The sequence below is a fragment of the Leptolyngbya sp. AS-A5 genome (assembly GCF_039962495.1).
Lineage (GTDB): Bacteria > Cyanobacteriota > Cyanobacteriia > Leptolyngbyales > Leptolyngbyaceae > Leptolyngbya.
On sequence record NZ_JAMPLL010000001.1, the window covers coordinates 291,964 to 316,371 of the forward strand.

At 47.9% G+C, this 24,408-nt stretch carries 37 protein-coding genes; 28 read left to right on the top strand and 9 right to left on the bottom strand.

Features of this window, described 5'->3' with window-relative positions:
- Nucleotides 1-70: 70 nt before the first annotated feature.
- Complete coding sequence (locus NC980_RS01500) at nucleotides 71-325, top strand: hypothetical protein (protein ID WP_190378704.1); 255 nt, start codon at nucleotides 71-73, stop codon at nucleotides 323-325.
- Nucleotides 326-360: 35 nt separating this feature from the next.
- Here NC980_RS01500 and NC980_RS01505 read toward each other — a convergent pair whose 3' ends face one another.
- Nucleotides 361-837 carry a GNAT family N-acetyltransferase gene (locus NC980_RS01505; RefSeq protein WP_190378705.1) on the bottom strand — a complete coding sequence of 159 codons (477 nt, stop codon included), beginning with the start codon at nucleotides 835-837 and terminating at the stop codon, nucleotides 361-363.
- Nucleotides 837-1,433 carry a tRNA isopentenyl-2-thiomethyl-A-37 hydroxylase MiaE gene (gene miaE / locus NC980_RS01510; RefSeq protein WP_190378706.1) on the bottom strand — a complete coding sequence of 199 codons (597 nt, stop codon included), beginning with the start codon at nucleotides 1,431-1,433 and terminating at the stop codon, nucleotides 837-839. Before miaE ends, NC980_RS01505 begins: the two co-directional genes overlap by 1 nt.
- Nucleotides 1,434-1,442: 9 nt before the next feature.
- Here miaE and NC980_RS01515 point away from each other — a divergent pair, with 9 nt between their 5' ends.
- Together NC980_RS01515 and NC980_RS01520 are read left to right on the top strand one after the other, a co-directional pair.
- Nucleotides 1,443-2,306, top strand: a complete 864-nt coding sequence (locus NC980_RS01515; protein WP_190378707.1) for a DMT family transporter — start codon at nucleotides 1,443-1,445, stop codon at nucleotides 2,304-2,306.
- A 136-nt stretch (nucleotides 2,307-2,442) separates the two neighbouring features.
- Nucleotides 2,443-3,381 (top strand): phosphodiester glycosidase family protein, encoded by a 939-nt coding sequence (locus NC980_RS01520; RefSeq protein WP_199298676.1) that lies wholly within the window; start codon nucleotides 2,443-2,445, stop codon nucleotides 3,379-3,381.
- A gap of 386 nt (nucleotides 3,382-3,767) precedes the next feature.
- Here NC980_RS01520 and NC980_RS01525 read toward each other — a convergent pair whose 3' ends face one another.
- The 3 genes from NC980_RS01525 to NC980_RS01535 form a co-directional block, all read right to left on the bottom strand.
- Nucleotides 3,768-3,986, bottom strand: a complete 219-nt coding sequence (locus tag NC980_RS01525; protein ID WP_190378708.1) for a DUF4926 domain-containing protein — start codon at nucleotides 3,984-3,986, stop codon at nucleotides 3,768-3,770.
- Nucleotides 3,983-4,318, bottom strand: coding sequence for a DUF6883 domain-containing protein (locus NC980_RS01530; RefSeq protein ID WP_190378709.1), 336 nt, complete (start codon nucleotides 4,316-4,318; stop codon nucleotides 3,983-3,985). The genes NC980_RS01525 and NC980_RS01530 overlap by 4 nt, the downstream gene beginning before the upstream one ends.
- 135 nt (nucleotides 4,319-4,453) lie before the next feature.
- Entirely contained in the window at nucleotides 4,454-5,371 is a 918-nt protein-coding gene (locus NC980_RS01535; protein WP_190378710.1) for an endonuclease NucS domain-containing protein, read from the bottom strand.
- A gap of 634 nt (nucleotides 5,372-6,005) precedes the next feature.
- On the opposite strand from NC980_RS01535, the gene rplC reads away from it, so the two are divergent.
- The 23 genes from rplC (at nucleotide 6,006) to NC980_RS01650 (ending at nucleotide 19,110) form a co-directional block, all read left to right on the top strand.
- The gene (rplC, locus tag NC980_RS01540) at nucleotides 6,006-6,644 is read left to right on the top strand and encodes a 50S ribosomal protein L3 (RefSeq protein ID WP_190378711.1); all 639 of its coding nucleotides are present in this window, start codon (nucleotides 6,006-6,008) and stop codon (nucleotides 6,642-6,644) included.
- 3 nt (nucleotides 6,645-6,647) lie between these two features.
- Complete coding sequence (gene rplD, locus NC980_RS01545) at nucleotides 6,648-7,283, top strand: 50S ribosomal protein L4 (protein ID WP_190378712.1); 636 nt, start codon at nucleotides 6,648-6,650, stop codon at nucleotides 7,281-7,283.
- The gene (locus NC980_RS01550) at nucleotides 7,273-7,572 is read left to right on the top strand and encodes a 50S ribosomal protein L23 (RefSeq protein ID WP_190378713.1); all 300 of its coding nucleotides are present in this window, start codon (nucleotides 7,273-7,275) and stop codon (nucleotides 7,570-7,572) included. The genes rplD and NC980_RS01550 overlap by 11 nt, the downstream gene beginning before the upstream one ends.
- A gap of 18 nt (nucleotides 7,573-7,590) precedes the next feature.
- On the top strand, nucleotides 7,591-8,454 hold the full coding sequence (gene rplB, locus NC980_RS01555) for a 50S ribosomal protein L2 (protein ID WP_190378714.1): 864 nt from the start codon (nucleotides 7,591-7,593) through the stop codon (nucleotides 8,452-8,454).
- A gap of 20 nt (nucleotides 8,455-8,474) precedes the next feature.
- Nucleotides 8,475-8,753, top strand: a complete 279-nt coding sequence (gene rpsS / locus NC980_RS01560; RefSeq protein WP_058997466.1) for a 30S ribosomal protein S19 — start codon at nucleotides 8,475-8,477, stop codon at nucleotides 8,751-8,753.
- 5 nt (nucleotides 8,754-8,758) lie between these two features.
- The gene (gene rplV, locus NC980_RS01565) at nucleotides 8,759-9,118 is read left to right on the top strand and encodes a 50S ribosomal protein L22 (protein ID WP_190378715.1); all 360 of its coding nucleotides are present in this window, start codon (nucleotides 8,759-8,761) and stop codon (nucleotides 9,116-9,118) included.
- 11 nt (nucleotides 9,119-9,129) lie between these two features.
- Complete coding sequence (gene rpsC, locus NC980_RS01570; protein ID WP_190378716.1) at nucleotides 9,130-9,882, top strand: 30S ribosomal protein S3; 753 nt, start codon at nucleotides 9,130-9,132, stop codon at nucleotides 9,880-9,882.
- A 90-nt stretch (nucleotides 9,883-9,972) separates the two neighbouring features.
- On the top strand, nucleotides 9,973-10,401 hold the full coding sequence (gene rplP / locus NC980_RS01575) for a 50S ribosomal protein L16 (protein WP_026148407.1): 429 nt from the start codon (nucleotides 9,973-9,975) through the stop codon (nucleotides 10,399-10,401).
- A gap of 3 nt (nucleotides 10,402-10,404) precedes the next feature.
- Complete coding sequence (gene rpmC, locus NC980_RS01580; protein WP_190378717.1) at nucleotides 10,405-10,611, top strand: 50S ribosomal protein L29; 207 nt, start codon at nucleotides 10,405-10,407, stop codon at nucleotides 10,609-10,611.
- Nucleotides 10,612-10,616: 5 nt separating this feature from the next.
- Nucleotides 10,617-10,862: a 30S ribosomal protein S17 gene (gene rpsQ / locus NC980_RS01585; protein WP_190378718.1), complete on the top strand. Its 246-nt coding sequence runs from the start codon at nucleotides 10,617-10,619 to the stop codon at nucleotides 10,860-10,862.
- 17 nt (nucleotides 10,863-10,879) lie between these two features.
- On the top strand, nucleotides 10,880-11,245 hold the full coding sequence (gene rplN, locus NC980_RS01590; RefSeq protein WP_058997474.1) for a 50S ribosomal protein L14: 366 nt from the start codon (nucleotides 10,880-10,882) through the stop codon (nucleotides 11,243-11,245).
- Entirely contained in the window at nucleotides 11,246-11,596 is a 351-nt protein-coding gene (gene rplX / locus NC980_RS01595) for a 50S ribosomal protein L24 (RefSeq protein ID WP_199298678.1), read from the top strand.
- 49 nt (nucleotides 11,597-11,645) lie between these two features.
- Nucleotides 11,646-12,191, top strand: coding sequence for a 50S ribosomal protein L5 (gene rplE / locus NC980_RS01600; protein ID WP_190378719.1), 546 nt, complete (start codon nucleotides 11,646-11,648; stop codon nucleotides 12,189-12,191).
- Nucleotides 12,192-12,215: 24 nt separating this feature from the next.
- Nucleotides 12,216-12,617 carry a 30S ribosomal protein S8 gene (gene rpsH, locus NC980_RS01605; protein WP_190378720.1) on the top strand — a complete coding sequence of 134 codons (402 nt, stop codon included), beginning with the start codon at nucleotides 12,216-12,218 and terminating at the stop codon, nucleotides 12,615-12,617.
- Between the two features lie 19 nt (nucleotides 12,618-12,636).
- Nucleotides 12,637-13,185, top strand: coding sequence for a 50S ribosomal protein L6 (rplF, locus tag NC980_RS01610; RefSeq protein ID WP_190378721.1), 549 nt, complete (start codon nucleotides 12,637-12,639; stop codon nucleotides 13,183-13,185).
- Between the two features lie 3 nt (nucleotides 13,186-13,188).
- A complete protein-coding gene (rplR, locus tag NC980_RS01615) occupies nucleotides 13,189-13,554 on the top strand; it encodes a 50S ribosomal protein L18 (RefSeq protein WP_190378722.1) in 366 nt (121 codons plus the stop codon).
- Between the two features lie 12 nt (nucleotides 13,555-13,566).
- Nucleotides 13,567-14,094 (top strand): 30S ribosomal protein S5, encoded by a 528-nt coding sequence (gene rpsE, locus NC980_RS01620; protein WP_190378723.1) that lies wholly within the window; start codon nucleotides 13,567-13,569, stop codon nucleotides 14,092-14,094.
- A gap of 13 nt (nucleotides 14,095-14,107) precedes the next feature.
- Nucleotides 14,108-14,551, top strand: coding sequence for a 50S ribosomal protein L15 (gene rplO, locus NC980_RS01625; protein WP_190378724.1), 444 nt, complete (start codon nucleotides 14,108-14,110; stop codon nucleotides 14,549-14,551).
- A 94-nt stretch (nucleotides 14,552-14,645) separates the two neighbouring features.
- Nucleotides 14,646-15,032, top strand: coding sequence for a mCpol domain-containing protein (locus NC980_RS01630; RefSeq protein ID WP_190378725.1), 387 nt, complete (start codon nucleotides 14,646-14,648; stop codon nucleotides 15,030-15,032).
- Nucleotides 15,029-15,541 carry a hypothetical protein gene (locus NC980_RS01635; protein ID WP_190378726.1) on the top strand — a complete coding sequence of 171 codons (513 nt, stop codon included), beginning with the start codon at nucleotides 15,029-15,031 and terminating at the stop codon, nucleotides 15,539-15,541. Before NC980_RS01630 ends, NC980_RS01635 begins: the two co-directional genes overlap by 4 nt.
- Nucleotides 15,542-16,341: 800 nt before the next feature.
- Complete coding sequence (locus NC980_RS01640; RefSeq protein WP_190378727.1) at nucleotides 16,342-17,292, top strand: MoxR family ATPase; 951 nt, start codon at nucleotides 16,342-16,344, stop codon at nucleotides 17,290-17,292.
- 2 nt (nucleotides 17,293-17,294) lie between these two features.
- Nucleotides 17,295-18,599, top strand: a complete 1,305-nt coding sequence (locus tag NC980_RS01645) for a DUF58 domain-containing protein (RefSeq protein WP_190378728.1) — start codon at nucleotides 17,295-17,297, stop codon at nucleotides 18,597-18,599.
- Between the two features lie 61 nt (nucleotides 18,600-18,660).
- Entirely contained in the window at nucleotides 18,661-19,110 is a 450-nt protein-coding gene (locus tag NC980_RS01650) for a hypothetical protein (protein ID WP_190378729.1), read from the top strand.
- Between the two features lies 1 nt (nucleotide 19,111).
- On the opposite strand, the gene dapB is transcribed toward NC980_RS01650, so the two are convergent.
- Nucleotides 19,112-19,933: a 4-hydroxy-tetrahydrodipicolinate reductase gene (gene dapB / locus NC980_RS01655; RefSeq protein WP_190378730.1), complete on the bottom strand. Its 822-nt coding sequence runs from the start codon at nucleotides 19,931-19,933 to the stop codon at nucleotides 19,112-19,114.
- Nucleotides 19,934-20,032: 99 nt separating this feature from the next.
- On the opposite strand from dapB, the gene bchI reads away from it, so the two are divergent.
- Nucleotides 20,033-21,130, top strand: a complete 1,098-nt coding sequence (bchI, locus tag NC980_RS01660) for a magnesium chelatase ATPase subunit I (protein ID WP_190378731.1) — start codon at nucleotides 20,033-20,035, stop codon at nucleotides 21,128-21,130.
- Between the two features lie 43 nt (nucleotides 21,131-21,173).
- Here the strand turns inward: bchI and NC980_RS01665 are convergent, their stop codons facing one another.
- On the bottom strand, nucleotides 21,174-21,713 hold the full coding sequence (locus NC980_RS01665) for an orange carotenoid protein N-terminal domain-containing protein (protein WP_190378732.1): 540 nt from the start codon (nucleotides 21,711-21,713) through the stop codon (nucleotides 21,174-21,176).
- Between the two features lie 186 nt (nucleotides 21,714-21,899).
- Here NC980_RS01665 and NC980_RS01670 point away from each other — a divergent pair, with 186 nt between their 5' ends.
- Entirely contained in the window at nucleotides 21,900-22,268 is a 369-nt protein-coding gene (locus NC980_RS01670; RefSeq protein ID WP_190378733.1) for a hypothetical protein, read from the top strand.
- Here the strand turns inward: NC980_RS01670 and NC980_RS01675 are convergent.
- Nucleotides 22,248-23,681: a hypothetical protein gene (locus NC980_RS01675; protein WP_190378734.1), complete on the bottom strand. Its 1,434-nt coding sequence runs from the start codon at nucleotides 23,679-23,681 to the stop codon at nucleotides 22,248-22,250. The two genes, NC980_RS01670 and NC980_RS01675, sit on opposite strands and share 21 nt — an antisense overlap.
- Before the next feature lie 102 nt (nucleotides 23,682-23,783).
- On the bottom strand, nucleotides 23,784-24,293 hold the full coding sequence (nrdR, locus tag NC980_RS01680) for a transcriptional regulator NrdR (RefSeq protein ID WP_190378735.1): 510 nt from the start codon (nucleotides 24,291-24,293) through the stop codon (nucleotides 23,784-23,786).
- Between the last annotated feature and the right edge of the window lie 115 nt (nucleotides 24,294-24,408).

The following is a 24,408-nucleotide window of genomic DNA, read 5'->3' on the forward strand; positions in this document are numbered from 1 at the left end:
AGCCCTCGATCGCTGAGTATGCGATCGAGGGCTGTTTTTATAATTGAAAAACCTTTGTAGAGGTGCGATTATGCCAATTCCAGAGGTTCAAGCCAGCGTAAAATATGTCACGAATGCAGCAGGCGAAAAAACTGATGTGCTAATTCCGGTTGAACTTTGGAAAGAACTGATCAAGCTCCTGCAATTAGAGGAAAGTGGGCTTGATGCGATCGACGAAAACGATGCAAGCGGACAGATTTTAGCTGACCTACAAGAAGCCATTCTTCAAGGAAGAGCGGGAGAGACGTTCCCAATTTCAAAGTTATGGGACGGGATTGATATCTAACGCTGTAATTCGTGAAGCTTGCGTTAGATAAGAAGCTATCTCAAATACTTGACGTAAACTCGATCGCACCGCAAAGTCTCAACTCCGGTACTCGGCTCATATCCATTACGTTCATACAGTTGAACCGCTTCTTTCAAAACGCTGGCAGTCTCTATCCAAATTTGATCGAATTCTTTTTTAGCGATCGCACTTTCCAATTCAGTTAATAAGAACTTTCCTAACCCAACACCTCGTGCTTCGGGCAATAGATACATCTTACGAATCTCGACTGCATTCTGACCGCGTGAAATTGGATAGTAAGCTCCGGTTCCAACCAATTTGTTGTCTCGCTCAATCACCCAAAATTCACCGTTCTGTTTCTGATAGAAATTCTCAACTTCTAATACATCGCGATCGGCTCCCTCTGGTTCTTGCGTCAGTCCATATTCTGCCAACACAGAACCAATCAGATTGAATGCGTTGATTCGATCCGAGAATTGCCAATGCCGAACGAGAAAGTCTTGATACTGCATCAACTATGAATTCTAGGTTGAGGATGTAATATTGATAGAATCTTGCTTTCGATCGCGCCTAATTCCTCTAATCGTTGTGTAATCTGCGACCGCTCAAAATAAGTATCTGCTAACGTCCAATACACGCCATAGTGTCGCGCTTCTGATGCCATCAATGCACGATAGAATTTTGCCAGTTCTTGATCCCCGCAATGTTGCGCCAACAATCCTAAGCGCTCATGACTCCGAGCCTCGATCAGTCCTGACACCAGCAGCGAATCTAACAGCCGATCGGGTTCTTCGCGGCGAATCTGTTTATTCAAGCTAGCTCCGTAAGGCGGTGGGGCAAGTGGCGCAAGAGGGATAGCGCGACGCTCCAAAATTTGGTTTACTTGCTCAAAGTGTTCTAGCTCTTCTTGGGCGATCGCGGTTAACATCCGTACTAATTTCGCACTAGAAGGATAACGGAACATGAGATTTAATGCGACTCCTGCAGCTTTTCGCTCACAGTGAGAATGATCGAGCAGAATTGTGTCCAAGCTTGCGATCGCTTGATGAATCCAAGCTTCAGAAGTTGGCTGCTGTAAAAAGCGAATCGTCGGAAAAGAAGAAACCACGGAACCCTCATGATTTGGTTAGTATTTGCAATTTTAACGGCTTTTTTTGAGTCTTTGAAGGATGTTTCCAGCAAACACAGTCTCAGAAATCTAGATGCTTACATTGTTGCTTGGGTTGCAAATATCTTTGCTGTTATCTTTTTAGTTCCACTATTGTTGCTAACCGGAATTCCAAAGATTGATCCTCAGTTTTGGATAGCCTTGTTAATCGGGGGTAGCTTGAATGTCATTTCCTTTGCCCTCTACATTCGCGCCCTTCAAATTGCAGATTTATCACTGACAGTTCCCTTAGTAACATTGACCCCCCTGTTTCTCTTAGTTACATCGCCGTTGATCGTGCAGGAAAGTTCGACTTCTGCAGATGCGATCGGTATCTTCCTGATTGTTGTTGGCTCATATGTTCTAAACTTACGTGAACGCCGGAATGGTTACTTTGCACCCTTGAGAGCTTTGTTTCGTAATCGAGGTAGCCGCTTTATGTTAATGGTTGCTTTTATCTGGAGCATTACTGCTAACTTCGATAAAGTGGGCGTAGTACATTCTTCGCCATTGTTCTGGTCAGCTGCTTTGTATAGTTATTTAGCAGTGGGAATGTTCCCGATCGCATGGTTTAACTCACGTCGTAAGTTCAATCAAATTCTGCCTAACCTGAAACCATTGATGGTGATTGGATTGTTTCATGCGATCGCCATTACCTTTCAGATGATTGCAGTAACCTACACTTTGGTAACACAAGTCATTGCAGTGAAACGCATGAGCGCTCTAATCAGTGTATTGTTCGGGCATTTTCTGTTTCACGAAAGAGGATTACGAGAACGTCTGACCGGAGCCGCAATCATGGTGTTTGGAGTAATCGTTATCACTTTATTCTAATCCCTCTACATTCATTGAATCTTTTGCGGATTGTCTCTGATAGTATTTGCACTTAGAGAAATTACAGATTTTTAAGTATCTTCTGAAAAATTGATACACAAGGCATGATCATCAAAGTTTCTCATGCAAGCGCTTCATGATTCGTCGATTATCCTCGCTTCCTGGTAGCATTTCAGTTACTGCAACCTGTGCACTATTTACTTGTGCAATGATCTTTCCCCAAGTCTCAACGACTCCACAAGCACCGCATCGCACTATGGCGATCGCCCAGTCTGAACGTCCTCGAATTGCCCACCCAATTTCATTTATCGAAGGCACGATCAAAGGTGTCCCGATTCGACTTGCAACGATCGATCTGAATGATCCCAAAACTTTTATCAGCATTGGACTTGCAAACCAAGCAAGTCAGGCGAATAGTGCACGATCGACTCGTGGAGACGAAGCTTTTCAAGCAATGGTACGCCGTAGCAAAGCTGCGCTAACTATCAATGGAACATTCTTCAGCATGGATGACCAGAAGCGCGTGATGGGAAACATGGTTGCAGGCGGGCGCTTCCTGAAGTTCAGTCCTTGGGAGAACTATGGCACAACATTAGGCATTCGTCGCGGTAATCGTCCTGAGATGATCACAGCCCGCACTGAAGGTAAACCGCACTGGAACCAACACTGGTTCTCGCTCACCGCTGGCCCTCGATTGCTTAAACAAGGCGAGATATCTATCAATCCTCAGCAAGAGGGCTTTAGCGATCCGGCTGTTTCCGGTGTGGCAGTACGATCGGCGATCGGCTTTCCCAAAAACGCGAATCGCCTCTATTTCGTCACATTCCACCAGCCTATTACACTAGAAAAAGAAGCAGTAATTATGCGATCAATTGGTGCTTACGAAGCGATGAATCTCGATGGTGGAACTTCGGTTGCATTAGCAGTCGGCGATCGGATTGTGCAATCTCCGGGACGTGAGCTAACCAATGTGATTACGGTGTATGATTCGCGCTTTTCTGCACCAGAGGGATTGAAGCGATCGTGGTACGACTTTCAGCAAAACAATCAAGTTGCACTACAACCCGGAAAGTAGCAATTTACCAAATTTTTGCCATTTGCAGGACAAATCCAGGCAACTCTGAATCACCGCTCACTGCTTCAGAATGCTCTAAAATTTCAGGTGATCGATCCAAACGATTGGCTTAGCAAACCTCATAAAACGGTTCATCGGTCATCTGCATGATCGTAGGAAAGCTAACAACCAAAGGAAATTGCTCAGTTTGAATCAGCAAAGTTGTCATTTGTCTCGCTCCTGAGCGGTTCAGTGCCTTAACACGATTGTAGTTCTATTGTCGATTTGAGATGTAGGTGAGGAGCGATCGCTCCCCCAACCCCAAACGCTACAAACTGCATGAGCGATCGTGCCTACGAGTTTCAGAAAAGCAATTAAATTGCACCACAGCTTGAAAGGTGAAGGTTTTAGTGAGTAAATGTACCAATCGGTGTAGTGACTGCTTCGATTTGAGATTCACTAACCTCGATTGTATCGTTTGGAATCAATCCTTCTAAGCTATAGCCGTTCTCCTCACCATTTGACATCTCGTAAACTTCAACAACTATGGCAATGCTGCCTTTCTTCACGCCAAACTGTGGCAAATCTTTCTTTAGAGCAACCTGGGTGAATAGCTGAAACTTCATGGTGCTTCCTCCTTTTGATTTGGGAACAAGGTGACAAAGCGAGTTACCCCTGCTTGAACAATCCAAATCGTTGTAACCGCGATCGAGATTTCATTCACTCCTGTCAACTCACCACTAATGCCGTACTTCTGACCATACCGAGTTAAAAGAGTAGGTGTCGCTTCTAAGGGAAGGATTTGCGATCGCAAATCCTGCTCTAGCTGTTGCCAATTTTCTAGAGTGTAGCCTGCTCTGGCAAGAAACTGCGATTTATTATCTTTACGCAGGGGAACTAATAAATATTCTGTGAGCTTTGAAGGTGAGATTACAGCATTGCGATCGAGGTACGGCATTCAGTTGAAAACAATCAAGCTCAAATAATAATCTCATGTCGTTATCGTATCGATGAGAGTTATTAAGCTAACGATCGCTCCCCCAACCCCAAATGCTACAGACTGTTAGAGCGATCGTATCCCCAAGCTGTGCATTCAAATTCGTTCGATCCAATTCTCAAGCGCAATCTCGATGAATAGCTCAAGGTCATCAAGTCGATCGGGATTTTGAATCAGCTTGGCATACTTCCTTGCGCCGTATGAGTCTTGAAAATATTCCCACTCCTGAAGCGCTTTCACCATCAAATGTGGAGACTCCCCTTGAAAATCATACCGCCTATTATTGGGGTAATAGCCCATACGCTCTAGTTTCCTTAAGCTCTCAGTATTCCAAATCAGCATTCGACCAATGCACTTTCTTGTAAGGTGAGGAAGCCACAAAAATAAATTGGATTTGGATCTTGAGCCGCTCAGAGAGCCGAATTTCAATTCTGCACATAAAGCGGTTTTTCCTTTCCCATACACGATCGAGGATGATAGGGAGGTTTCTTTCATTCGCTTGTCAAAGCTTAGAATCTTTTGACGAATCTGCAAAATCCGCTCCCGTCTAGCTTCTTCTACGTCTGATAGTCGATTAATTAACTTTCGAGGAACTGGGGGCAGCGTGTGAGACATTTCTGAGGCTTGGTATGGGATATTAAGATGCCAAACCTGCCTACTGTCCGCATCTTGCAAGCGCCAGTTGAACTTGGACTGTTCGTGCAAAATGTCAAAAGCTAGAAACTTAACAGCTAAAAGACTATATTTTCTATCAATCAGATTGTCTCGATGAAATGATGGTGCGATCGCAATCAAGCGAATAGGCTTCGAGTAGTCTACCTGATCTTGAAAGGGCTTCTCCTGTAGCAAAGCGTGGTAGCAGCGTGTAAGTTGCTGAACGACATAGCGATCCTCATTGTTTTTCAGTTCAAGCACTACAAGTTGATTGTTGTTAGCAAGCGCGAGAATATCGCAGAACTGTTCATTTACAAAATGCTGGCGTTTTAATGGTAGGAAGCCGAATAAATGACTCAAGTTCAGCCAGCCAAACTCTTCTAATTCTGTTTCAGTTTGAAATGTTCAGCCATTTCCTAAACGTTGAAGAGTAAACATTAATGATCAGCATGTCGAATCGATAACTCTACAGTGCCCTTGCTGAGTAAATTGGAATCGCTGCTTCTGTGCTAATCTCGACTCGAAAAATTTGTAGACAGTTTTACCAATCTTGTTCTACACTGTTTAATTGTCGCTAAAATTCAGTTGGGCGAATTTCGGGGAATTTCTGCGAATATTCTTTGCAGATAAGTTTTTTAGAAGTGCGCGATCACCTCTCTGAAACCCCTAGAATCGCAACCTTCAGGCGAGAAAGCTGAAACCATTAGACTTCAGTTCTTTTCGCGAACTGTATTCCGACTCCCGGAAACTGAGTAGCACCTTACTTAAGTCCGATCGGAATTCGCATTCCAGAGCATGACTCAACCTCAGCTTTTTCATGAATGCCTGAAGCACAACGAAACACGCGGAATCCGCTGCCTCTAATCTCCTAGAGGTAAGATTCTTCTGGTCTTCCGACCGTGGACTCCGTTGGAGTGACTGAGACACAAATCGGCGATCGAGGCGAAGCCTGTTCGCTGCATTTGTCATGATGTGTAAACAAGGAGAAAGAACAGTGGCTGTCGGCATTATCGGCACAAAGCTGGGCATGACTCAAGTATTCGACGAGCAACGGAGAGCAATCCCTGTTACCGTCATTCAAGTTGGCCCCTGCCCCGTAACCCAAGTCAAAACCAAAGAAACAGACGGTTATTCCGCCATCCAGATTGGATATGGTGAATGCACCGAGAAGGCATTGAACAAGCCTGAACTGGGTCATCTGAAAAAATCAGATTCGCCACCTCTGCGACATCTGATCGAGTATCGAGTAGACAACGCGGGAGAATACACCCTCGGTCAGCAGTTGAATGCTGACCTGTTTGAGGCAGGTCAAACCGTAGATGTGATTGGAACCAGCATTGGACGCGGTTTCGCGGGTTATCAAAAGCGCAACAACTTTGCACGAGGCCCGATGTCTCACGGTTCTAAAAACCACCGTGAGCCGGGTTCAACCGGAGCGGGAACGACTCCCGGACGGGTCTACCCAGGAAAGCGGATGGCAGGTCGCTTAGGCGGAACTCAGACCACCGTTCGGAAGCTGACTGTTGTGCGTGTGGACACAGAACGCAACGTCATTCTGATTAAAGGGGCAGTGCCCGGAAAGCCCGGAGCGCTTGTGCAAATCCTGCCCGCTAAGACCGTTGGGGGTAAGTAAAACATGGCAGACTTTACAGTAAAAGATTGGGACGGGACTGAAGCGGGAACCGCAGCGATCGATCTCAAAACCGCAAGACCCGAAAGCGCTGCTGGCATTTTGCACCGCGCCGTGATTCGTCAATTGGCGAATGCTCGTCAGGGAAATGCTTCGACTAAAACCCGTGCAGAAGTTCGGGGGGGTGGTCGCAAGCCTTGGAGACAGAAAGGAACCGGACGTGCTCGTGCAGGTTCAAACCGTTCTCCACTGTGGAGAGGTGGCGGTGTAATCTTTGGCCCGAAACCCAGAGATTATTCGATCAAGATGAACCGCAAAGAGCGAAGACTCGCGCTGAGAACTGCTTTCCAAGGACGGGCGGAAGACTTGATCGTGGTGCAGGATTTTGCAGATAAGCTGCCTCGCCCGAAGACCAAAGAGCTTGTTCAAGCATTATCGCGATGGGGCGTTGAAGCGGGATCGAAAGTTTTGATGATCGTGGCTGAGCGAGACGAGAACGTTTATCTCTCCGCTCGGAACGTGGAGCGACTGAGATTGATTTCAGCGAATAACCTCAATGTTTATGATTTGCTCCATGCAGATCACATTGTTGCGACTTCCGCAGCACTTGAGAAAATCCAGGAGGTGTACGGTGAAGACTGATCCCCGCAACTTAGCTGATATCATTCGTCGCCCATTGATTACCGAAAAAGCGACACGGTTGCTCGAACTGAACCAATACACCTTTGAAGTTCAGCCGAAAGCCTCGAAGCCCGAAATTAGAGCCGCGATCGAATACTTATTCGACGTGAAAGTCACGGGCATCAGCACAATGAATCTTCCTCGCAAGAAGAAGCGCGTCGGTAAGTACATTGGCTTCAAGCCGCAGTACAAAAAAGCGATCGTCACCCTGGCTGAAGGCGACACGATCACTCTGTTCCCCGAAGTATAACCACCCAGAGAGCAAACTATGGGCATCCGAAATTTTCGACCCTATACCCCTGGCACTCGTCAACGCAGTGTCCCTGATTTCGCAGAAATCACCAAGTCGGAACCCGAAAAGTCTTTGGTGGTGTACAAGCACCGCAATAAAGGACGGAACAATCGGGGTGTTGTCACCTGTCGTCACCGGGGCGGCGGTCACAAGAAACTGTACCGAATCATTGACTTCAAGCGTGATAAACGCAATGTTGTCGCGACGGTTGCGGCGATCGAATACGATCCGAACCGCAACGCTCGAATTGCATTGTTGTTCTACGCTGATGGTGAAAAGCGTTATATCCTGCATCCAGTTGGATTGACGGTTGGCACAAAGGTGCAAGCAGGCAACGATGCCCCGATCGAAGTTGGTAACGCTTTACCGCTCGAAAAGATCCCGCTCGGTACGATCGTTCATAACGTCGAACTGCAAGCCGGTAAAGGCGGACAAATCGTTCGGGCTGCTGGAGCTGCCGCGCAAGTTGCCGCAAAAGAAGGCGATTACGTCACCCTGAAGCTACCTTCGACTGAAGTTCGGATGGTGCGGAAAGAGTGTTACGCCACGATCGGACAAGTCGGCAATACCGATCACCGCAACCAAACGCTCGGAAAAGCTGGACGCAAACGTCATTTGGGTCGCCGCCCGGAAGTGCGTGGTAGTGTGATGAACCCCGTAGATCACCCGCATGGTGGTGGTGAAGGTCGGGCCCCGATCGGTCGATCGGGACCGGTGACACCGTGGGGTAAACCTGCGTTGGGTGCGAAGACTCGCAACAAGAAGAAACTCAGTAGCGCCCTGATCGTGCGTCGTCGTCGTAAGACTTCTAAACGCGGACGTGGCGGACGCGAATCGTAAGTTAGAGAGGACGAAAAACGATGGCACGTTCATTGAAAAAAGGGCCTTTCATTGCTGACCACTTGATGAAAAAAGTGGAAAATGCAAGAGCAAAAGGCGACACTCAGGTAATCAAAACCTGGTCACGCGCATCCACCATTCTGCCGCAAATGATCGGCATGACTTTTGGAGTTCACAACGGGAAAGTTCACGTTCCCGTATACGTGAGCGAACAAATGGTCGGTCACAAGCTGGGTGAATTTGCGCCTACCCGGACTTACCGGGGACATGGCGGCGGCGATAAGAAATCGCGGAGGTAGGAACAATGGCGACACAAACACCAGGAGAAGTCAAAGCGGTAGCCCGCTACATTCGGATGTCACCGTTCAAGGTGCGCCGAGTGCTGGATCAAATTCGCGGACGTTCCTATCGGGAAGCGCTGATTATCCTCGAATTCATGCCGTATCGTGCTTGTGAACCTGTTCTCAAGGTTCTACGATCGGCAGCCGCAAACGCAGAACATAATGAAGGCTTAAATCGTGCCAGTCTAGTCGTAAGTCAAGCCTACGCTGACCAAGGACCTGTTCTGAAGCGGTTTAGACCGAGAGCGCAAGGGCGGGCATATCAAATCCGCAAACCGACGTGCCACATCACGATCGGCGTTGCGCCGGGCGCAGATTCATAAGGGAGAACAACATGGGACAGAAGATTAACCCCAATGGTTTTCGGCTCGGTGTGATCAAAGAACACCGATCGCGCTGGTTTGCTGATGCCGATCGTTATCCCGATCTGCTTCAGGAAGACCACAAGATTCGGCATTTCTTCACCAAGAATCCGAAGAACTTGGATAACCTGAAAAAGCCGGGGATTTCGGAAATCCGTATTGAACGCAAAGCCGACCAGATTGATTTAGAAATCCGCACGTCTCGCCCTGGCGTGGTCGTCGGTCGTGGTGGCGCTGGAATCGAAGTGCTGAGAGCGAACCTCCAGCAAGCGTTAGGCGCAAACGATCGACAAATCCGCATTAACGTGGTGGAAGTCGCTCGTGTGGATGCTGATGCCATGCTGATTGGCGAGTACATCGCAGAACAGCTAGAGCGTCGGGTTTCCTTCCGGCGCGTCGTGCGCCAAGCGATCCAGCGTGCTCAACGTGCAGGCATCGAAGGCATCAAAATCCAAGTGAGCGGTCGCCTGAATGGGGCTGAAATTGCCCGTCCAGAGTGGACTCGCGAAGGTCGTGTTCCCCTACACACCCTCAGAGCCGACATCGATTATGCTTACACGACTGCCCAAACGATCTACGGAACGTTAGGCATCAAAATTTGGGTGTTCAAAGGAGAAATCCTGCCCGGACAAGAGCGTGAAGCTGAAGTTGTCGCGCCGAACCAACAACCGCGTCGTCGTCAACAGCGTCGTCAGCGATTTGAAGATCGATCGAACGAAGGGTAGGAACAGTAGGGAGTAGGGGGACGAGAGAACATTGAAACATCTCGCTCCCCACTCCCCACCTCCCCACTCCCCACATACAGGTATCGACCAATGTTAAGCCCAAGAAGAACAAAATTCCGTAAGCAACAGCGCGGTCGGATGCGAGGATTGGCGACACGCGGAAGTCAACTGAACTTCGGTGACTTTGGCTTACAAGCCCTAGAGCCAACCTGGATCACATCGCGCCAAATCGAAGCTAGCCGTCGTGCAATGACGCGCTACATTCGCCGGGGTGGACAAATCTGGATTCGAATTTTCCCCGACAAGCCCGTCACCGCTCGTGCCGCAGAAACCCGGATGGGTTCTGGTAAAGGTGCGCCCGAATACTGGGTTGCCGTGGTGAAGCCTGGTCGGATTATGTTTGAAATCGCTGGAGTCCCGGAAGAAACTGCTCGTGAAGCCATGCGCCTCGCCCAGTACAAACTCCCGATCAAAACGAAATTCATCACCCGTCAGCAAGTCGTTGAGGAGGAATCATAAATCATGGCACTTCCGAAAATTGCAGATGCTCGATCGCTAAACGACGAAGAACTTTCGGATCAGATTCTTTCTGTCAAGAAAGAGTTATTCCAACTCCGAATGCAGCAAGGAACTCGTCAACTCGAAAAACCGCATCAATTCAAACACCTCAAGCATCGCCTCGCGCAGCTCCTGACGGTGGAACGTGAAAGACAGTTGAAAGGTGAATAAGTCCAATGGCAGTTAAAGAAAGAGTTGGCTTAGTTGTCAGCGACAAAATGGACAAAACGGTGGTCGTGGCTGTGGAAAACCGCACCGCGCACCCAAAATACGGAAAAATCGTCGTCCGGACAAAGCGCTACAAAGCACATGATGAAGAAAACAAGTGCAAACAAGGCGATCGCGTCCGGATTCAGGAAACTCGCCCCTTGAGCCGCACCAAACGCTGGTCTGTGCTTGAGATCCTGAGTACTAAAGCCTAACCTATCAGGAGACGGACATGATTCAGCAGGAAAGCTATCTCAATGTGGCAGACAACAGCGGCGCTCGGAAGCTCATGTGCATTCGTGTACTGGGTGGCAACCGTCGCTATGCCGGAGTTGGCGATGTCATTGTTGCTGTTGTGAAGGATGCAATCCCGAACATGGCAGTGAAAAAGTCGGATGTTGTTAAAGCCGTCATTGTTCGCACTCGCAAAACCTTGCGTCGCGATAGTGGCATGAGCATTCGGTTTGATGACAATGCAGCCGTGATTATCAACGCAGACGGCAACCCTAGAGGAACCCGTGTGTTTGGCCCAGTTGCGCGTGAACTCCGCGAAAAGAACTTCACCAAGATTGTTTCTCTAGCGCCGGAGGTGCTGTAAATGGCATTGAAGAAGAAAAAGTCCCCCGTTGCCCTAAAAATGCACGTCAAGGCGGGTGACACGGTACAAGTGATTGCCGGAAACGATAAGGGCAAAGTTGGTGAGATTGTTCGCGCATTTCCTAAACTCAGCAAAGTGATTGTGAGAGGCGTGAACATCAAAACCAAACACATCAAGCCGAAACAAGAAGGCGAATCCGGTCGGATCGAAACGATCGAATTTCCCATCCACAGCTCGAACGTGATGCTGTATTCCGAAAAGCAAAAAGTCGCATCTCGCATTTGCTACACCTTCACCGAAGATGGACGCAAAGTGAGAAAACTCGTCAAAACCGGCGAAATCATTGATTAAGCCTTGCATTCATTTAGCCCCTGACCAAGCCCAGGGAGGAATCTAAACTATGTCCAACAGACTGAAGACCTCGTACGCAGAAAAAGTTGTTCCCAAGTTAACCGAGCAGTTTGGCTATAAGAACATCCACGAAGTTCCCAAAGTCGTCAAGATCACCGTTAACCGGGGTCTGGGCGAAGCGTCACAGAATGCGAAAGCGCTTGAAGCATCTGTCAACGAACTCGCAATCATCACTGGTCAAAAACCCGTCGTTACTCGCGCTAAAAAAGCGATCGCCGGATTCAAAATTCGTCAAGGAATGCCAGTTGGGGTGATGGTGACGCTGAGAGCCGATCGAATGTACAACTTCTTGGATCGTTTGATGAATCTAGCCTTGCCTCGGATTCGGGACTTTCGCGGCATCAGCCCGAAAAGCTTTGACGGACGCGGTAACTACACCCTCGGTCTGAGAGAGCAACTGATCTTCCCCGAGATTGAGTACGACAGCGTCGATCAAATTCGGGGGATGGACATCTCGATCATTACGACTGCAAACACTGATGAAGAAGGACGTGCCCTGCTGAAAGAACTGGGTATGCCGTTCCGAGATAACTAACGCAGTCAAATCACAGAGGCAACTATGGCAGCAAACGACACCATTTCAGATATGCTGACGCGCATTCGGAACGCTAGTCTAGCGCGTCACCAAACGACCGAAGTTCCATCCACCCGCATGACTCGCAGTATTGCTGAGGTATTAGTCGCTGAAGGCTTTATCGCCTCAGTCGAAGAAGTAGGTGAAATTCCCAAGAAAAACCTAGTCTTGGGTCTCAAGTACAAAGGCAAAAATCGCAAACCGATTATCACCGCACTGAAGCGCGTGAGCCGTCCGGGTTTGCGGGTGTACTCGAATCGTAAAGATCTGCCACGTGTCTTAGGCGGCATCGGGATTGCGATCGTTTCCACTTCAAGCGGCATTATGACTGATCGCGAAGCTCGCAAAACGGGTGTTGGCGGTGAAGTCCTTTGCTACGTCTGGTAAGCAGTTGGAGGAATAAACTATGTCTCGAATTGGAAAACGTCCGATTACCCTCCCTGCGAAAGTGACCGTCGCGATTAACGGTCAAGAAGTCGTGGTGAAGGGGCCGAAAGGAGAACTGTCAAGAGTTCTGCCTGCGGGAGTTACGATCGAAACCGAAGGCGATACCGTAACCGTGAATCGGGTCAACGACTCGCGGATGGCGCGTGAACGTCATGGTCTGTGCCGTACTCTGGTTGCCAATATGGTCGAAGGAGTGGCAAATGGATTTCAACGCCGCTTAGAAATTCAAGGGGTCGGCTATCGGGCTGCAGTTCAAGGTAAGAATCTGAACCTCAGCATGGGCTACAGCCATCCGGTACTGATCGAACCGCCAGACGGCATTCAATTCCAAGTCGAAAACAACACTAACGTGATTGTGACCGGAATTGATAAAGAAATCGTCGGCAACACGGCGGCGAAAGTGCGGTCGGTACGCCCACCGGAACCCTACAAGGGTAAGGGAATTCGCTATGCGGGCGAAGCAGTCCGTCGCAAAGTTGGTAAGACGGGTGGTAAAGGGAAGAAATAAGCCATGAGCAAAGTAAGTCGTCGAGAATCTACACGCCTGCGTCACGCTCGGATTCGCCGTCGTGTGTCGGGCACTCCAGAGCGTCCCCGGTTAGCCGTGTTCAAATCGAATCAGCACATCTATGTTCAACTGATCGATGATGTGGCTCAAACCACGATCGCGGCTGCTTCCACCGTCGATCCGGAACTGAAAGAAAAAATCGAATCCGGAGCAAACTGCGCGGCTGCGGCTGAAGTCGGTCGGTTGATTGCCGATCGTGCGAAAGCCAAAGGCATCGAACAAGTGGTGTTCGATCGCGGAGGTAACTTATATCATGGTCGCGTCCAGACCTTAGCGGATGCTGCCCGTGAAGCAGGTCTAAACTTCTAGGAGCAAACATAAATGGCTAAGGCAAAAGGAAAAGAAAAGAAATCTCGCGAAAAGGAATCCGAATTCCAAGAGCGTGTGGTACAGATCCGCCGTGTAACTAAAGTAGTTAAGGGTGGTAAAAAGCTCAGCTTTAGAGCGATCGTGGTAGTTGGAAACGAGAAAGGTCAAGTCGGTGTCGGCGTGGGTAAAGCCAGCGATGTCATCGGTGCGGTGAAGAAGGGTGTCGCAGACGGTAAAAAGCATCTGATCGATGTGCCCCTGACCAAATCTAACTCGATTCCACATCCTGCAACCGCAATGGGCGGCGGCGCTAAAGTGATGATGCGTCCTGCGGCTCCGGGTACTGGGGTAATTGCCGGGGGTGCTGTTCGGACGGTGCTAGAGCTCGCTGGCGTGAAGAACATTCTGGCGAAACAGCTTGGATCAGGCAACCCGCTGAACAATGCGCGTGCTGCGGTGAATGCGTTAGCAGAACTTCGCACACTGTCGGATGTCGCTCAAGAGCGCGGCATTCCGGTTGAACAACTTTACGGCGTTTAGGAGGCACTAGATCATGAGATTAGAAGATGCTGTGCCCCAACCAGGCTCAACCAAGCGGAAGCGTCGCATTGGTCGCGGGATTTCTGCGGGTCAAGGCGCGAGTGGTGGTTTTGGAATGCGGGGTCAAAAGTCTCGATCGGGTCGTCCGACTCGTCCGGGGTTTGAAGGGGGTCAAACGCCTCTGTATCGTCGCTTGCCGAAGTTGAAATACTTCACGGTGATTAATCGGAAGTATTTCACGGTGGTCAATGTGGGCGATTTGGCTGAGTTGGATGCCAATTCTGAAGTGACGTTATCTTCATTGATGGATGCGGGGATTGTGACTCAGGATGATGGTCCGCTGAAGATTTTGGGCGATGGTGAGTTGTCGGTGAGTCTGACTGTGAAAGCAGCAGCGTTTACTGAGGGCGCTAAGTCGAAGATCGAAGCGGCTGGCGGAACTTGCGAAGTCGTCTAAGTTCTTAGTCCGTTAATGAAGAAGACCTGCATCTTTGGTGTGGGTCTTTTTTATCGCATTAGAATCGTAAATATAGTTGAATACGGTAGAAAACATGGTCAAAGACATGCTGATTTGTCTAGGTGATGGCGATAACATTGGCGATGTGATCGACTCATGTTTACTATCCGAAGATCTTGAAAAAGCAAATAAATTTTCATTTCAAGTGAAATCAGCTCTTGAGGACATTGCGAGAATGGCAGTCAACGAGATGAATGCCTCTTTAATATATGTAGCTGGTGACGATATATGTTTTACAGTATCATCCAGTATTCAGATTAAAGATACGTTGATCTCTTATACAAATTTTTTCTTCAGAAATACTGAAAGAACTATGTCGTTTGGGATTGTTAGAATAGCAACAGAGGCGTTGATTGCTCTAAGGAAAGCTAAGGTTTCAGGAAAGGGCTGTGTTCAGATGTTTGGAGGCTATCAGGATTGAAACTGTATATCTTTGTCACAAGTAATAGACCTGATCAGTACCTTAACTCAATTGTGCATTGCATTGAGAAAGGTGCAAGAAGTGTAGTATTTATTCAAGTTAAAGATATTCAGCTTGATCAAGTTCAACTAAATCTACTCCGAACTGATGTTTATACCCTACTTCAAAATCTCTCAGAAGGCTCGTATAAATATCTTGAAGGTAGCCGCAAAGATGCAGTAGTTAATTTAGCTGCTGAATACAACCCTGAAGAACTTGCAAAATTGAAGGCTCGATATAAGCTTCATCTATCTGACAACATTGATTGGAAAGTAGAAAGATTGCAATATTCAGATTTAAGACAGTATATTTCTAAACTTGCAACTAAGGATTCCATCATTGATGTCACATCTGTTTCTAAAGCATATATAGGAGATATTTTTGCTTGCTCTTTGCTTGAAAATATAGTGAATTATGTACTTTTGAGCTACTTGTTAAGCCTAACTTCGATCGACCTTGGAAAACTCTAATTCATGAACTAGAAGAGGGAAAAACCTACCAATATACGAACCTTGTCGAAACTCCAATATTCAAGGCGAGTAGCAATGCAATTTTGATCAGAACAGCACCTCTATTAGTCTCAGTTATTGGAACTATCTTGTTTCTAGCTTTGGCGCTCATCGGAGCTTCTGTGTTTGGTTTCAGTGGAGTGTTTTTACAGGTACTAAGTGTAATCGGAACAGTGTTGGGAATTGTTTCCTACCTGCTTGTTTACTTTCCCGTGAGAGGTAAGTGAGATTGAAGGGAGTGCGATCGGATCGAAATAGGCACTCGCGATCGCTCAATTTCTCGATCGCTTTTCTATAGAACCCATTTGGGATCTTTTACTGTGTTCGCAAGGTCGATGACTTCTCGGTTTCATGATTCGGATAGTCTTTGAACTATGATTTTTCTGCTAGATTTACGAATCTCTCGAAACGGCTTTCTGCTTACCTTATGTGTCAAGAAGAGATCCCAAATGGGTTCTATAGGCTATCCTTGGAACTAACGGGAAAGCGTAAAAACTATGTTGGATGAAACATCGATCGACAACGGTTAACCGCGCTTGAGAAAGAAGTCGCAATACTGAAGCAAAAAGTGACTGATAATTGGCTGGAGCACCTCATCGGCTCCATCTCAGACGAAGAGACTTTTCTGCAAGTGCTCGAATACGGGCGGATCGGGACGCTGATAAACCGAATGATGAGAGACGAAGCTTTGTGCCATCGAAATCCTCTGATTCTCAAATTCTGAACTAATATGGTTTTGCCCTAGTTACCCAGTTCAATCCATGTCCGACCCTCAAGCAACGTTTTCTCAGCTCAGACAAGCCCTCGATCAAATTGTGGTCGGTCAATCTGCATTAGTGCAACAGCTTTTAGTGGCGATGCTGTCTGGGGGACACGTAATTTTAGAGGGAGTTCCGGGAACAGGGAAAACGCTGCTCGTCAAAGTCATGGCACAATTGGTGCGATCGGAGTTTCGTCGCATTCAACTCACGCCAGACATCCTACCATCGGATATCTTGGGAACAAATATTTTTGACTTGAATACTCGCAGCTTTGTGCTAAAAAAAGGCCCTGTATTCACTCAGATTTTGTTAGCTGATGAAATCAATCGAACGCCGCCGAAAACCCAATCTGCACTGCTCGAAGCGATGGAAGAACAGCAGGTGACGCTGGATGGCGAAAGCTTGCCTCTATCTGATTTCTTTTGGGTGATTGCAACACAGAATTCATTGGAATTTGAAGGAACATATCCTTTACCAGAAGCGCAACTCGATCGCTTCCTCTTCAAGCTGATCGTTGCTTATCCCGATGCGGCGGCTGAGAAGAAAATGCTGCTGAATCATCAAGCGGGATTTCAGGCAAAACGACTTGATCTAGACAGAATTAAGCCTTTAGCATCGGTTGAACAGATTTTACAGGCGCGGCAATTGGTACGATCGCTCACTGTTGAAGAGTCAATTCTTGATTACCTACTCTCTGTGGTGCAAAAAACCCGTCAACATCCCGATTTAGTGCTGGGAGCATCGCCACGATCGGCAGTAGCATGGCTGAATGCCAGTAAAGCCCACGCTTGGTTAGCAGGTCGCAACTATGTGGTTCCCGATGATATCAAAGCAGTTGCACCACCCTTGTTACGACATCGATTGATCCTGCGTCCCGAAGCTCAATTAGATGGTGTGAATGTGGATGCAGTGATCAATACAGTTCTCAATCAAGTTCCTGTTCCCCGATAACTATGATTCCTTCGCGCCGAACTTACGGATTGTTGTTACTCGGTGGCGCGATCGCTGCCGTTCTCTTCTTGTTTAACGCGGCATTGTCGATCTCAGCATTGTTATTGTTTGATCTGATTGTTCTCGGGCTATCAATCTGGGATAGTTCACGGGTGAAGTCAAATCAGGTAAAAGTCCAGCGACAAGTGGCATCTCGATTGTCGATCGGGCGAGATAACTTAGTAAGTTTAACAATCGAATCAGGAGCGCGATCGGCAGAAGTACGAATCTATGACAAATATCCGATCGCATTTTCAGCGTCATCAGTACCCTTATCAACCAAGCTTGCACCGAACATCAAACAAGACCTATCCTACACTGTGCATCCTTTTAAGCGGGGAGAATATCACTGGAAAGAAATCCAAGTCCGTCAGCTTAGTCCGTGGCAGTTAGCTTGGCACAATTGGAAGATACCGCAGGATCAGAAAGTTGCAGTTTATCCCGATTTGATTGGACTCCGATCGCTCTCCATTCGCTTAACTCTAGAATCCTCTGGGTCAATTCGTCGTGCTCGTCGATTAGGGATTGGAACTGAGTTTTCTGAACTCCGAGAATATGGTGTTGGCGATGATCCACGCTTTATTGATTGGAAAGCTACTGCACGACGCGGACAGCCTTTAGTCAGAGTCTTAGAACCAGAACAAGAGCAAACTTTGATTATTTTGCTCGATCGAGGTCGGTTGATGACTTCTCAAGTTAAAGGATTAGCGCGGTTTGATTGGGGATTGAATGCCACCTTAGCCCTAGCATTAGCAGGACTGCATCGGGGCGATCGCGTTGGCGTTGGAGTGTTTGATCGACAAGTGCAAACCTGGATTCCACCAGAACGCGGACAAGCTCATCTCAATCATTTGATTGAACGGTTAACTCCAATTCAACCGGAAATCTTAGAGCCAGATTATCTAGGTGCAGTTACAACGTTAGTCAATCAACAAGCGCGACGTGCTTTAGTTGTGGTCATTACCGATATTGTGGATAATACTGCGTCTTCAGAACTGCTTGCAGCATTGGGAAGATTGACACCAAGGTATCTACCGTTTTGTGTGACACTACGCGATCCACAAGTTGATCAGCAAGCGCACACGACTACTGAAGATTTGTCGTCAGCTTATCAAAGAGCTGTTGCACTCGATCTGATAGCTCAGCGTCAAATCGCATTTAGTACATTAAAGCAGCGTGGTGTTTTGGTATTGGATGCACCTGCGAACCAAATTACAAATGAATTGGTCGATCGATATCTCCAACTCAAAGCCAGAAATCAGCTTTAGGGGGAAGTTCGGTGATCGGGCAAAACAGTAGATTCGGAAGTATTGTTAATCTGATCAACCGATGAATCCTCTTAAGCACAAAGAACTATTACGCGGTATTTTTGCCGTTGCTCTGATTATTGTTGGAATCACTCACTTTCTTGCACCCCAAGAGTACGCCAAAATCGTACCGCCCATCTTTCCAGCGTTCACTTCGGTCTATGTAAGTGGAGTCTTTGAGATTTTGGGTGGCATTGGATTGTGTATTCCTTACTTGAGTGTTGCAGCAGCATGGGGACTGATTTCTCTGTTTATTGCAGTCTTTCCTGCCAATATCTATCTCGCATTGCACAGTGAAATCACATTAAACAACATTCCGCATAGTCCTCTGTTTTACTGGCTGAGATTGCCGCTTCAAGCCGTTCTAATTGCTTGGGCATATTGGTACACGCGCAACCCACAAGACCAAAGAGGAGCAGAAGCGATCGCAAACCAATGGCAAAAGATCGATCGCTTAGTCGAGAAGAAATAGATTAAAGAATCCTCTCCAGCCCATACACCAAGGATTTTAGAGGGATCACTTTGCGAATCGAGAGCAGCACTCCCGGCATATAACAAGTGCGATCGGTCGCATCATGCCGCAGCGTATAAATTTGTCCTTGTGCCCCAAAAATAATTTCCTGATGTGCAACCAATCCGGGCAATCGAATGCTATGAATCCGAATTCCCTCATCGGCTTGCGCTCCTCTTGCTCCTGCAATTTTTTCGGTTTCAGAGACGATCGCTTCGTTATAAGTCTTGCCGAGTTCCGCTAACATTTGCGCGGTTTGGACTGCGGTTCCGCTCGGTGCATCGGCTTTCTGATTGTGATGCAGTTCAATAATTTCGACGTGATCGAAGTATTGCGAAGCTTGAATCGCGGCTTGCTGCATCAACACAACGCCGATCGAAAAGTTCGGAACAATTAAACATCCGGTACTCGCTTTATCGGCAAACTCGGCTAAATCCTGAATCTGACCTGCGCTTAATCCGGTTGTGCCGACCACTGGACGGACTCCGTAAGCGATCGCCGATCGCACATTGTTGTAAACTGCATCCGGGTGCGTTACATCCACCACAACGCCCAACTCTTTCTCCTGTGACAGCATCGCCATCATTGACTCATACTCATTCGTCACAGGCACTTCGAGCGCCCCACAGCCGACGATTTCCCCAATATCTTCACCGATATACTTCGGGTTTTTTGCCAGCGCCCCAATTAACGTCATATCTGGCGACTGCGACACCGCTTTGACAATTTCCCGACCCATTTTGCCCGTTGCACCATTCACCACGACTGGAATGCGACCTGCCATCGGCTCACCTTCTAATTCAGCTTCTCTATTCTCCCACTCCCGCTTCGTGTCACAATAGAAAACGCGAATTAAAACTGCTTTACTCTTTCAGGACATCCCGTGACCTTTACGACACAACCGACATCACAAAACGGACGATCGACCGCTACTTCCGCTCGGCGGCGTGCTGTGTTTCCTTTTACGGCGATCGTTGGACAAGAAGAAATGAAATTAGCGCTGTTGCTCAACATCATCGATCCTAAGATCGGTGGGGTGATGATTATGGGCGATCGCGGCACCGGAAAATCCACCACGATTCGGGCCTTAGCAGATTTACTGCCAGAAATTGACGTCGTTGCCGATGATCCGTTTAATAGTCATCCCACCGATCCCGAATTGATGGGTGATGTGGTACGGCAATCGATCGATCAAGGCATCGATGTGCCTGTCGTTAAGAAAAAAGTAATGATGGTCGATTTGCCTCTGGGTGCGACTGAAGATCGCGTCTGCGGCACGATTGACATTGAAAAAGCACTGTCCGAAGGGGTGAAAGCCTTTGAACCAGGACTGTTGGCAAAAGCAAATCGCGGCATTCTCTATGTCGATGAAGTCAACCTGCTCGATGATCACCTCGTCGATGTACTGCTCGACTCCGCTGCTTCTGGCTGGAACACCGTTGAACGCGAAGGCATTTCGATCCGACATCCGGCTCGCTTTGTTCTCGTCGGATCGGGCAACCCGGAAGAAGGGGAACTGCGTCCGCAATTGCTTGATCGCTTCGGAATGCACGCTGAAATCCGCACCGTAAAAGAGCCAGTTCTGCGGGTGCAAATCGTTGAACAGCGTACCGAATTCGATCAAGATCCAGTTCCGTTTCTAGAAAAATATCAGCCCCAACAAACCGATTTGCAGCGTCAGATCGTCGAAGCACAAGAGCGCTTGAAGGCGATCGCGATCGACTATGATCTGCGCGTAAAAATCTCGCAAATGTGTGCTGAGCTCGATGTCGATGGATTGCGTGGCGACATTGTGACCAACCGGGCAGCAAAAGCCTTAGCGGCTCTAGAAGGTCGGACTGAAGTAACCGTCGATGAAATTCGTCGGATTGCGCCGCTTTGTCTGCGTCACCGTCTACGGAAAGACCCAATGGAATCGATCGATTCTGGCTATAAGGTTGAAAAAGTGTTCGATCAAATCTTTGGAGTTGCGGCTGAGTGAAGGAAAAACCGGGTACTTAAAACACCCGGTTTTCTAATGCAAATTACAAACTAGCCGTCTTTCCAGTCTCTGCTTGAGAAGGAATCGGCTCAACTTCCGTATGTCCCATCTCGCTTGCCAACTCCCGCAATAGCGAAATCTGCTGCTCAAACTCAAGCCCTTCTAACCGCTTCAACAGATTACTGATTGCCTCTGAAGCTTGATAATCCGCAGGCATATCCACAACCGCTTCACCCATTGCCACTGCCCACGCAAACCAAACTAATAACTGATTATTTTCCTTCAGCGCCCCATAAGCGCGAGAATACTCCGTGTCTGCCCGATTCACCACATCGCGCATCGCTTGAAGCTGATCTTGGTGCGATAAATTCAGAAAACTGTCGCCCAGCAGAAGCGGCGCTAGTTCAGGTTCTGCTGCTCTTGGAGCCGCAGGCGTAACCGAGTCGCCCATTTTTTCATAAACGTAGTACAGCAGCGCCAGCTTATCATCGGCTCCCAACTGGTTAAAATCTGCGATCGTGCCCTGAATGTCCTGATCTAAATACTCAGATGGATCAACGTTCTGACTTGCAGATTGAGGCATAAAACTTTTTCCATAAATAACGCCACTCAAGACGTATCAAGCTTTACCATCTAAAATCGCCCTCCTCAAGAGCGACTTCACACTCTAACCTCTGATAAACGCTCAGATCTATCTTTTGGGCGTGGCAGGAAATTTTGAAATTTAGTACCGTAGCAACATTGCAAACGCAAGATAGGAGAATTTATTATGTCTGAAATTAATACTCAATCTCAGGACGCTCAACAGGTCTCTGAAGCGATCGCAGCAGGCGATCGTCCTGCGCCTCAAGTGGATGTATCTGCTGACTACGAAGCCGCTCAAGAATTCAGCACCAGCAGCATCGATCAAACCGGTGAGGGCGAAAAAGCCGCAGAAGCAGCAACAGCCCATCAATTTGAAGTGCATTCGGCAGACGAAACCCACCTCACACCCGACGCGCTAAGTTCAGAGCCAACCGGTGATCCAGACCTGTATCGAGACATGGCGAAAGATGTCACGCATAGTTCGGGCGCAACCGGAAATGTAGATGATGACTTGATGAAAAAAGCGATCGAGCTAGGAAAACCGGGTCAATAGCAGACAAACCTTTTGAGACAGGCTGGAACAGGGTTTGTGGTTCGGCGATCGCTGATCCGCTACAAGTTTTACACCCAATGACAAGCTAAGCGCGATCGCGCAAGTGACTCCAATAATCCAGTAGCGCTGAGAGGATCTTTGGGAAGCGTTAGACTTCACCGGGACAATCAGCGCTTTTATTTGATTGAGATTATGAGTGCTAAAGGCAATGCTGACAGCGCACTCCGAGTTCGTGCTTTGTTCGGCTAAATCGGTTCTGAGTGTTAAAGCGTCCCTGAGCGTATCATATCCCGCGGTAACTTCCTGCTGACAAAATGCCAAGGTTCCTAACTGATGAAGTGCCCATGCTTCGATCGCTGCATCACCTAATGCCCATGCTGCCGCTAAACTACACCGCAGCAGTTTCGACCAGCTATCCCACAATTTCGCAATGGCAAACTCGCCTTCAACCGATCGCACCATTTCAATCACTTCTACCGATCGCCGTTGATTTGCGCCCCATTCTACTGCCAGCATCAGTAACTCCCGCTCTTGCAGAATGGCATTAGGCTGAGTCCGAATCCAGTCGAGAACATAGCTCAGAACTCTTTCCATCCAAGCTTCTGAGCTTCGGTGTTGAATTCGTAACCGATAGCGTCCTCGCTCCACTCCGATCAGTTTTAGATCAATCAGCCTGTCTAAATTTGAGTGAGAAACATTTGCGATCGCCGTAATTTGCTTCGCACTGAGCGGAACCCCAACGGTTGCCAACAGTTCAAGAACAGCAATTTCTGCATCAGATCGTTCGCTCAAATCAATCTCAACTGGCTCAGGAACCTGGATTGCCAAATCTGCTTGAGCAAGCCTTCGGTCAGTCGACGCGATCGCAAATCGGCTTTGAGGTAGCCAGCGCTGCAGTTGTTCAAAGTCTGTGGCGGTTAACTTCGAGTGATCTAACAGAATCAAAGCTTGGCGATCGCTCAGTCCTGATCGAATCTCTGCTCTTGATGGCTTCACCTCTGAAGGAACTCGATAAAACTGTTCAAAAATCGTCTGTAGCAGATCCCCGATCGGATCAAGCTGGTCTAAATATAAAATTCCATGCGGATAAGCTTGTTGCAATTCAGGTTGGTGAGCTAACGATCGCAGTAGCGCCACCTTTCCAAAGCCTCTGCCGCAAATTTCTATTGATCGCTGCGCTTTGAGCGCTATTAAAGCCTGCGAAATTGTTGCTTCATCTACTGATTCAACCAAAGGCAAAACCAACGCTGGCATCGGCATCAACTCAAAAGTGCGTGTCTCAACCGAAATCGCCTGCAACACGACCCCATATCCAGACCCAATCAAGCATTCGCACTCTTCAAGCAGGAGACGAGCGACAACCGTTTGACTCAATACGGTCTCGATTGTGCTGGAAAAGGCAGAACGAGACATAAACTGCACTAGCTAAATCTGCGATCGAAATGAAAAAAAGAATTTCCCCAAGGCAGATTATAATAAGCCAATCCAGCTAATCTGTCTAGACTGAGCCGAACCTCAATTCAGAGAACTTGATCGCGCTACCGCAAGTCCGATCGAGTCCGTCGAACTCTCTAGGTCTGAGTTCACCCGCGATAAAGTTGCTAAAAACTCTGTAATATTCTCAAACTCACAATATGCAGACGCATAGCGAATACAAGCTGCCTCGCTTAAGGGCTGCAACTCTCGCAACACAAGCTCACTGATTTCACGACTTAAAATCTCTCGATTTGTGCGCTGCTGCAACAATCCTTCGATCGTACTGACAACCATCTCAATTTGGGATGCACTAATTGCCGTTCGCTCACAAATTCGAGTCAACGATCGCACCAGCTTTTCACGATCGAAGCTCTCGCGATTGCCATTCTCCTTCACCACCACGAGCGGCGCGAACTCAACCCGCTCATAGGTCGTAAACCGATGATTGCACTTGAGACATTCACGCCGCCGTCGCACACTTTGACCCCCCTCAGCAGATCGCGACTCTAGCACTCGATTTTCCAAGTTTTGGCAGGCAGGACAACGCATAGATTTTGTCAATAATCATCAAACATATCATACCCCTAGCGTAGCAACTCTGGATATTTTTTTATTTGCGCTATAGGCAGCGCAGCGTAAATAAGTCGCCTTTAGGATGATGTTG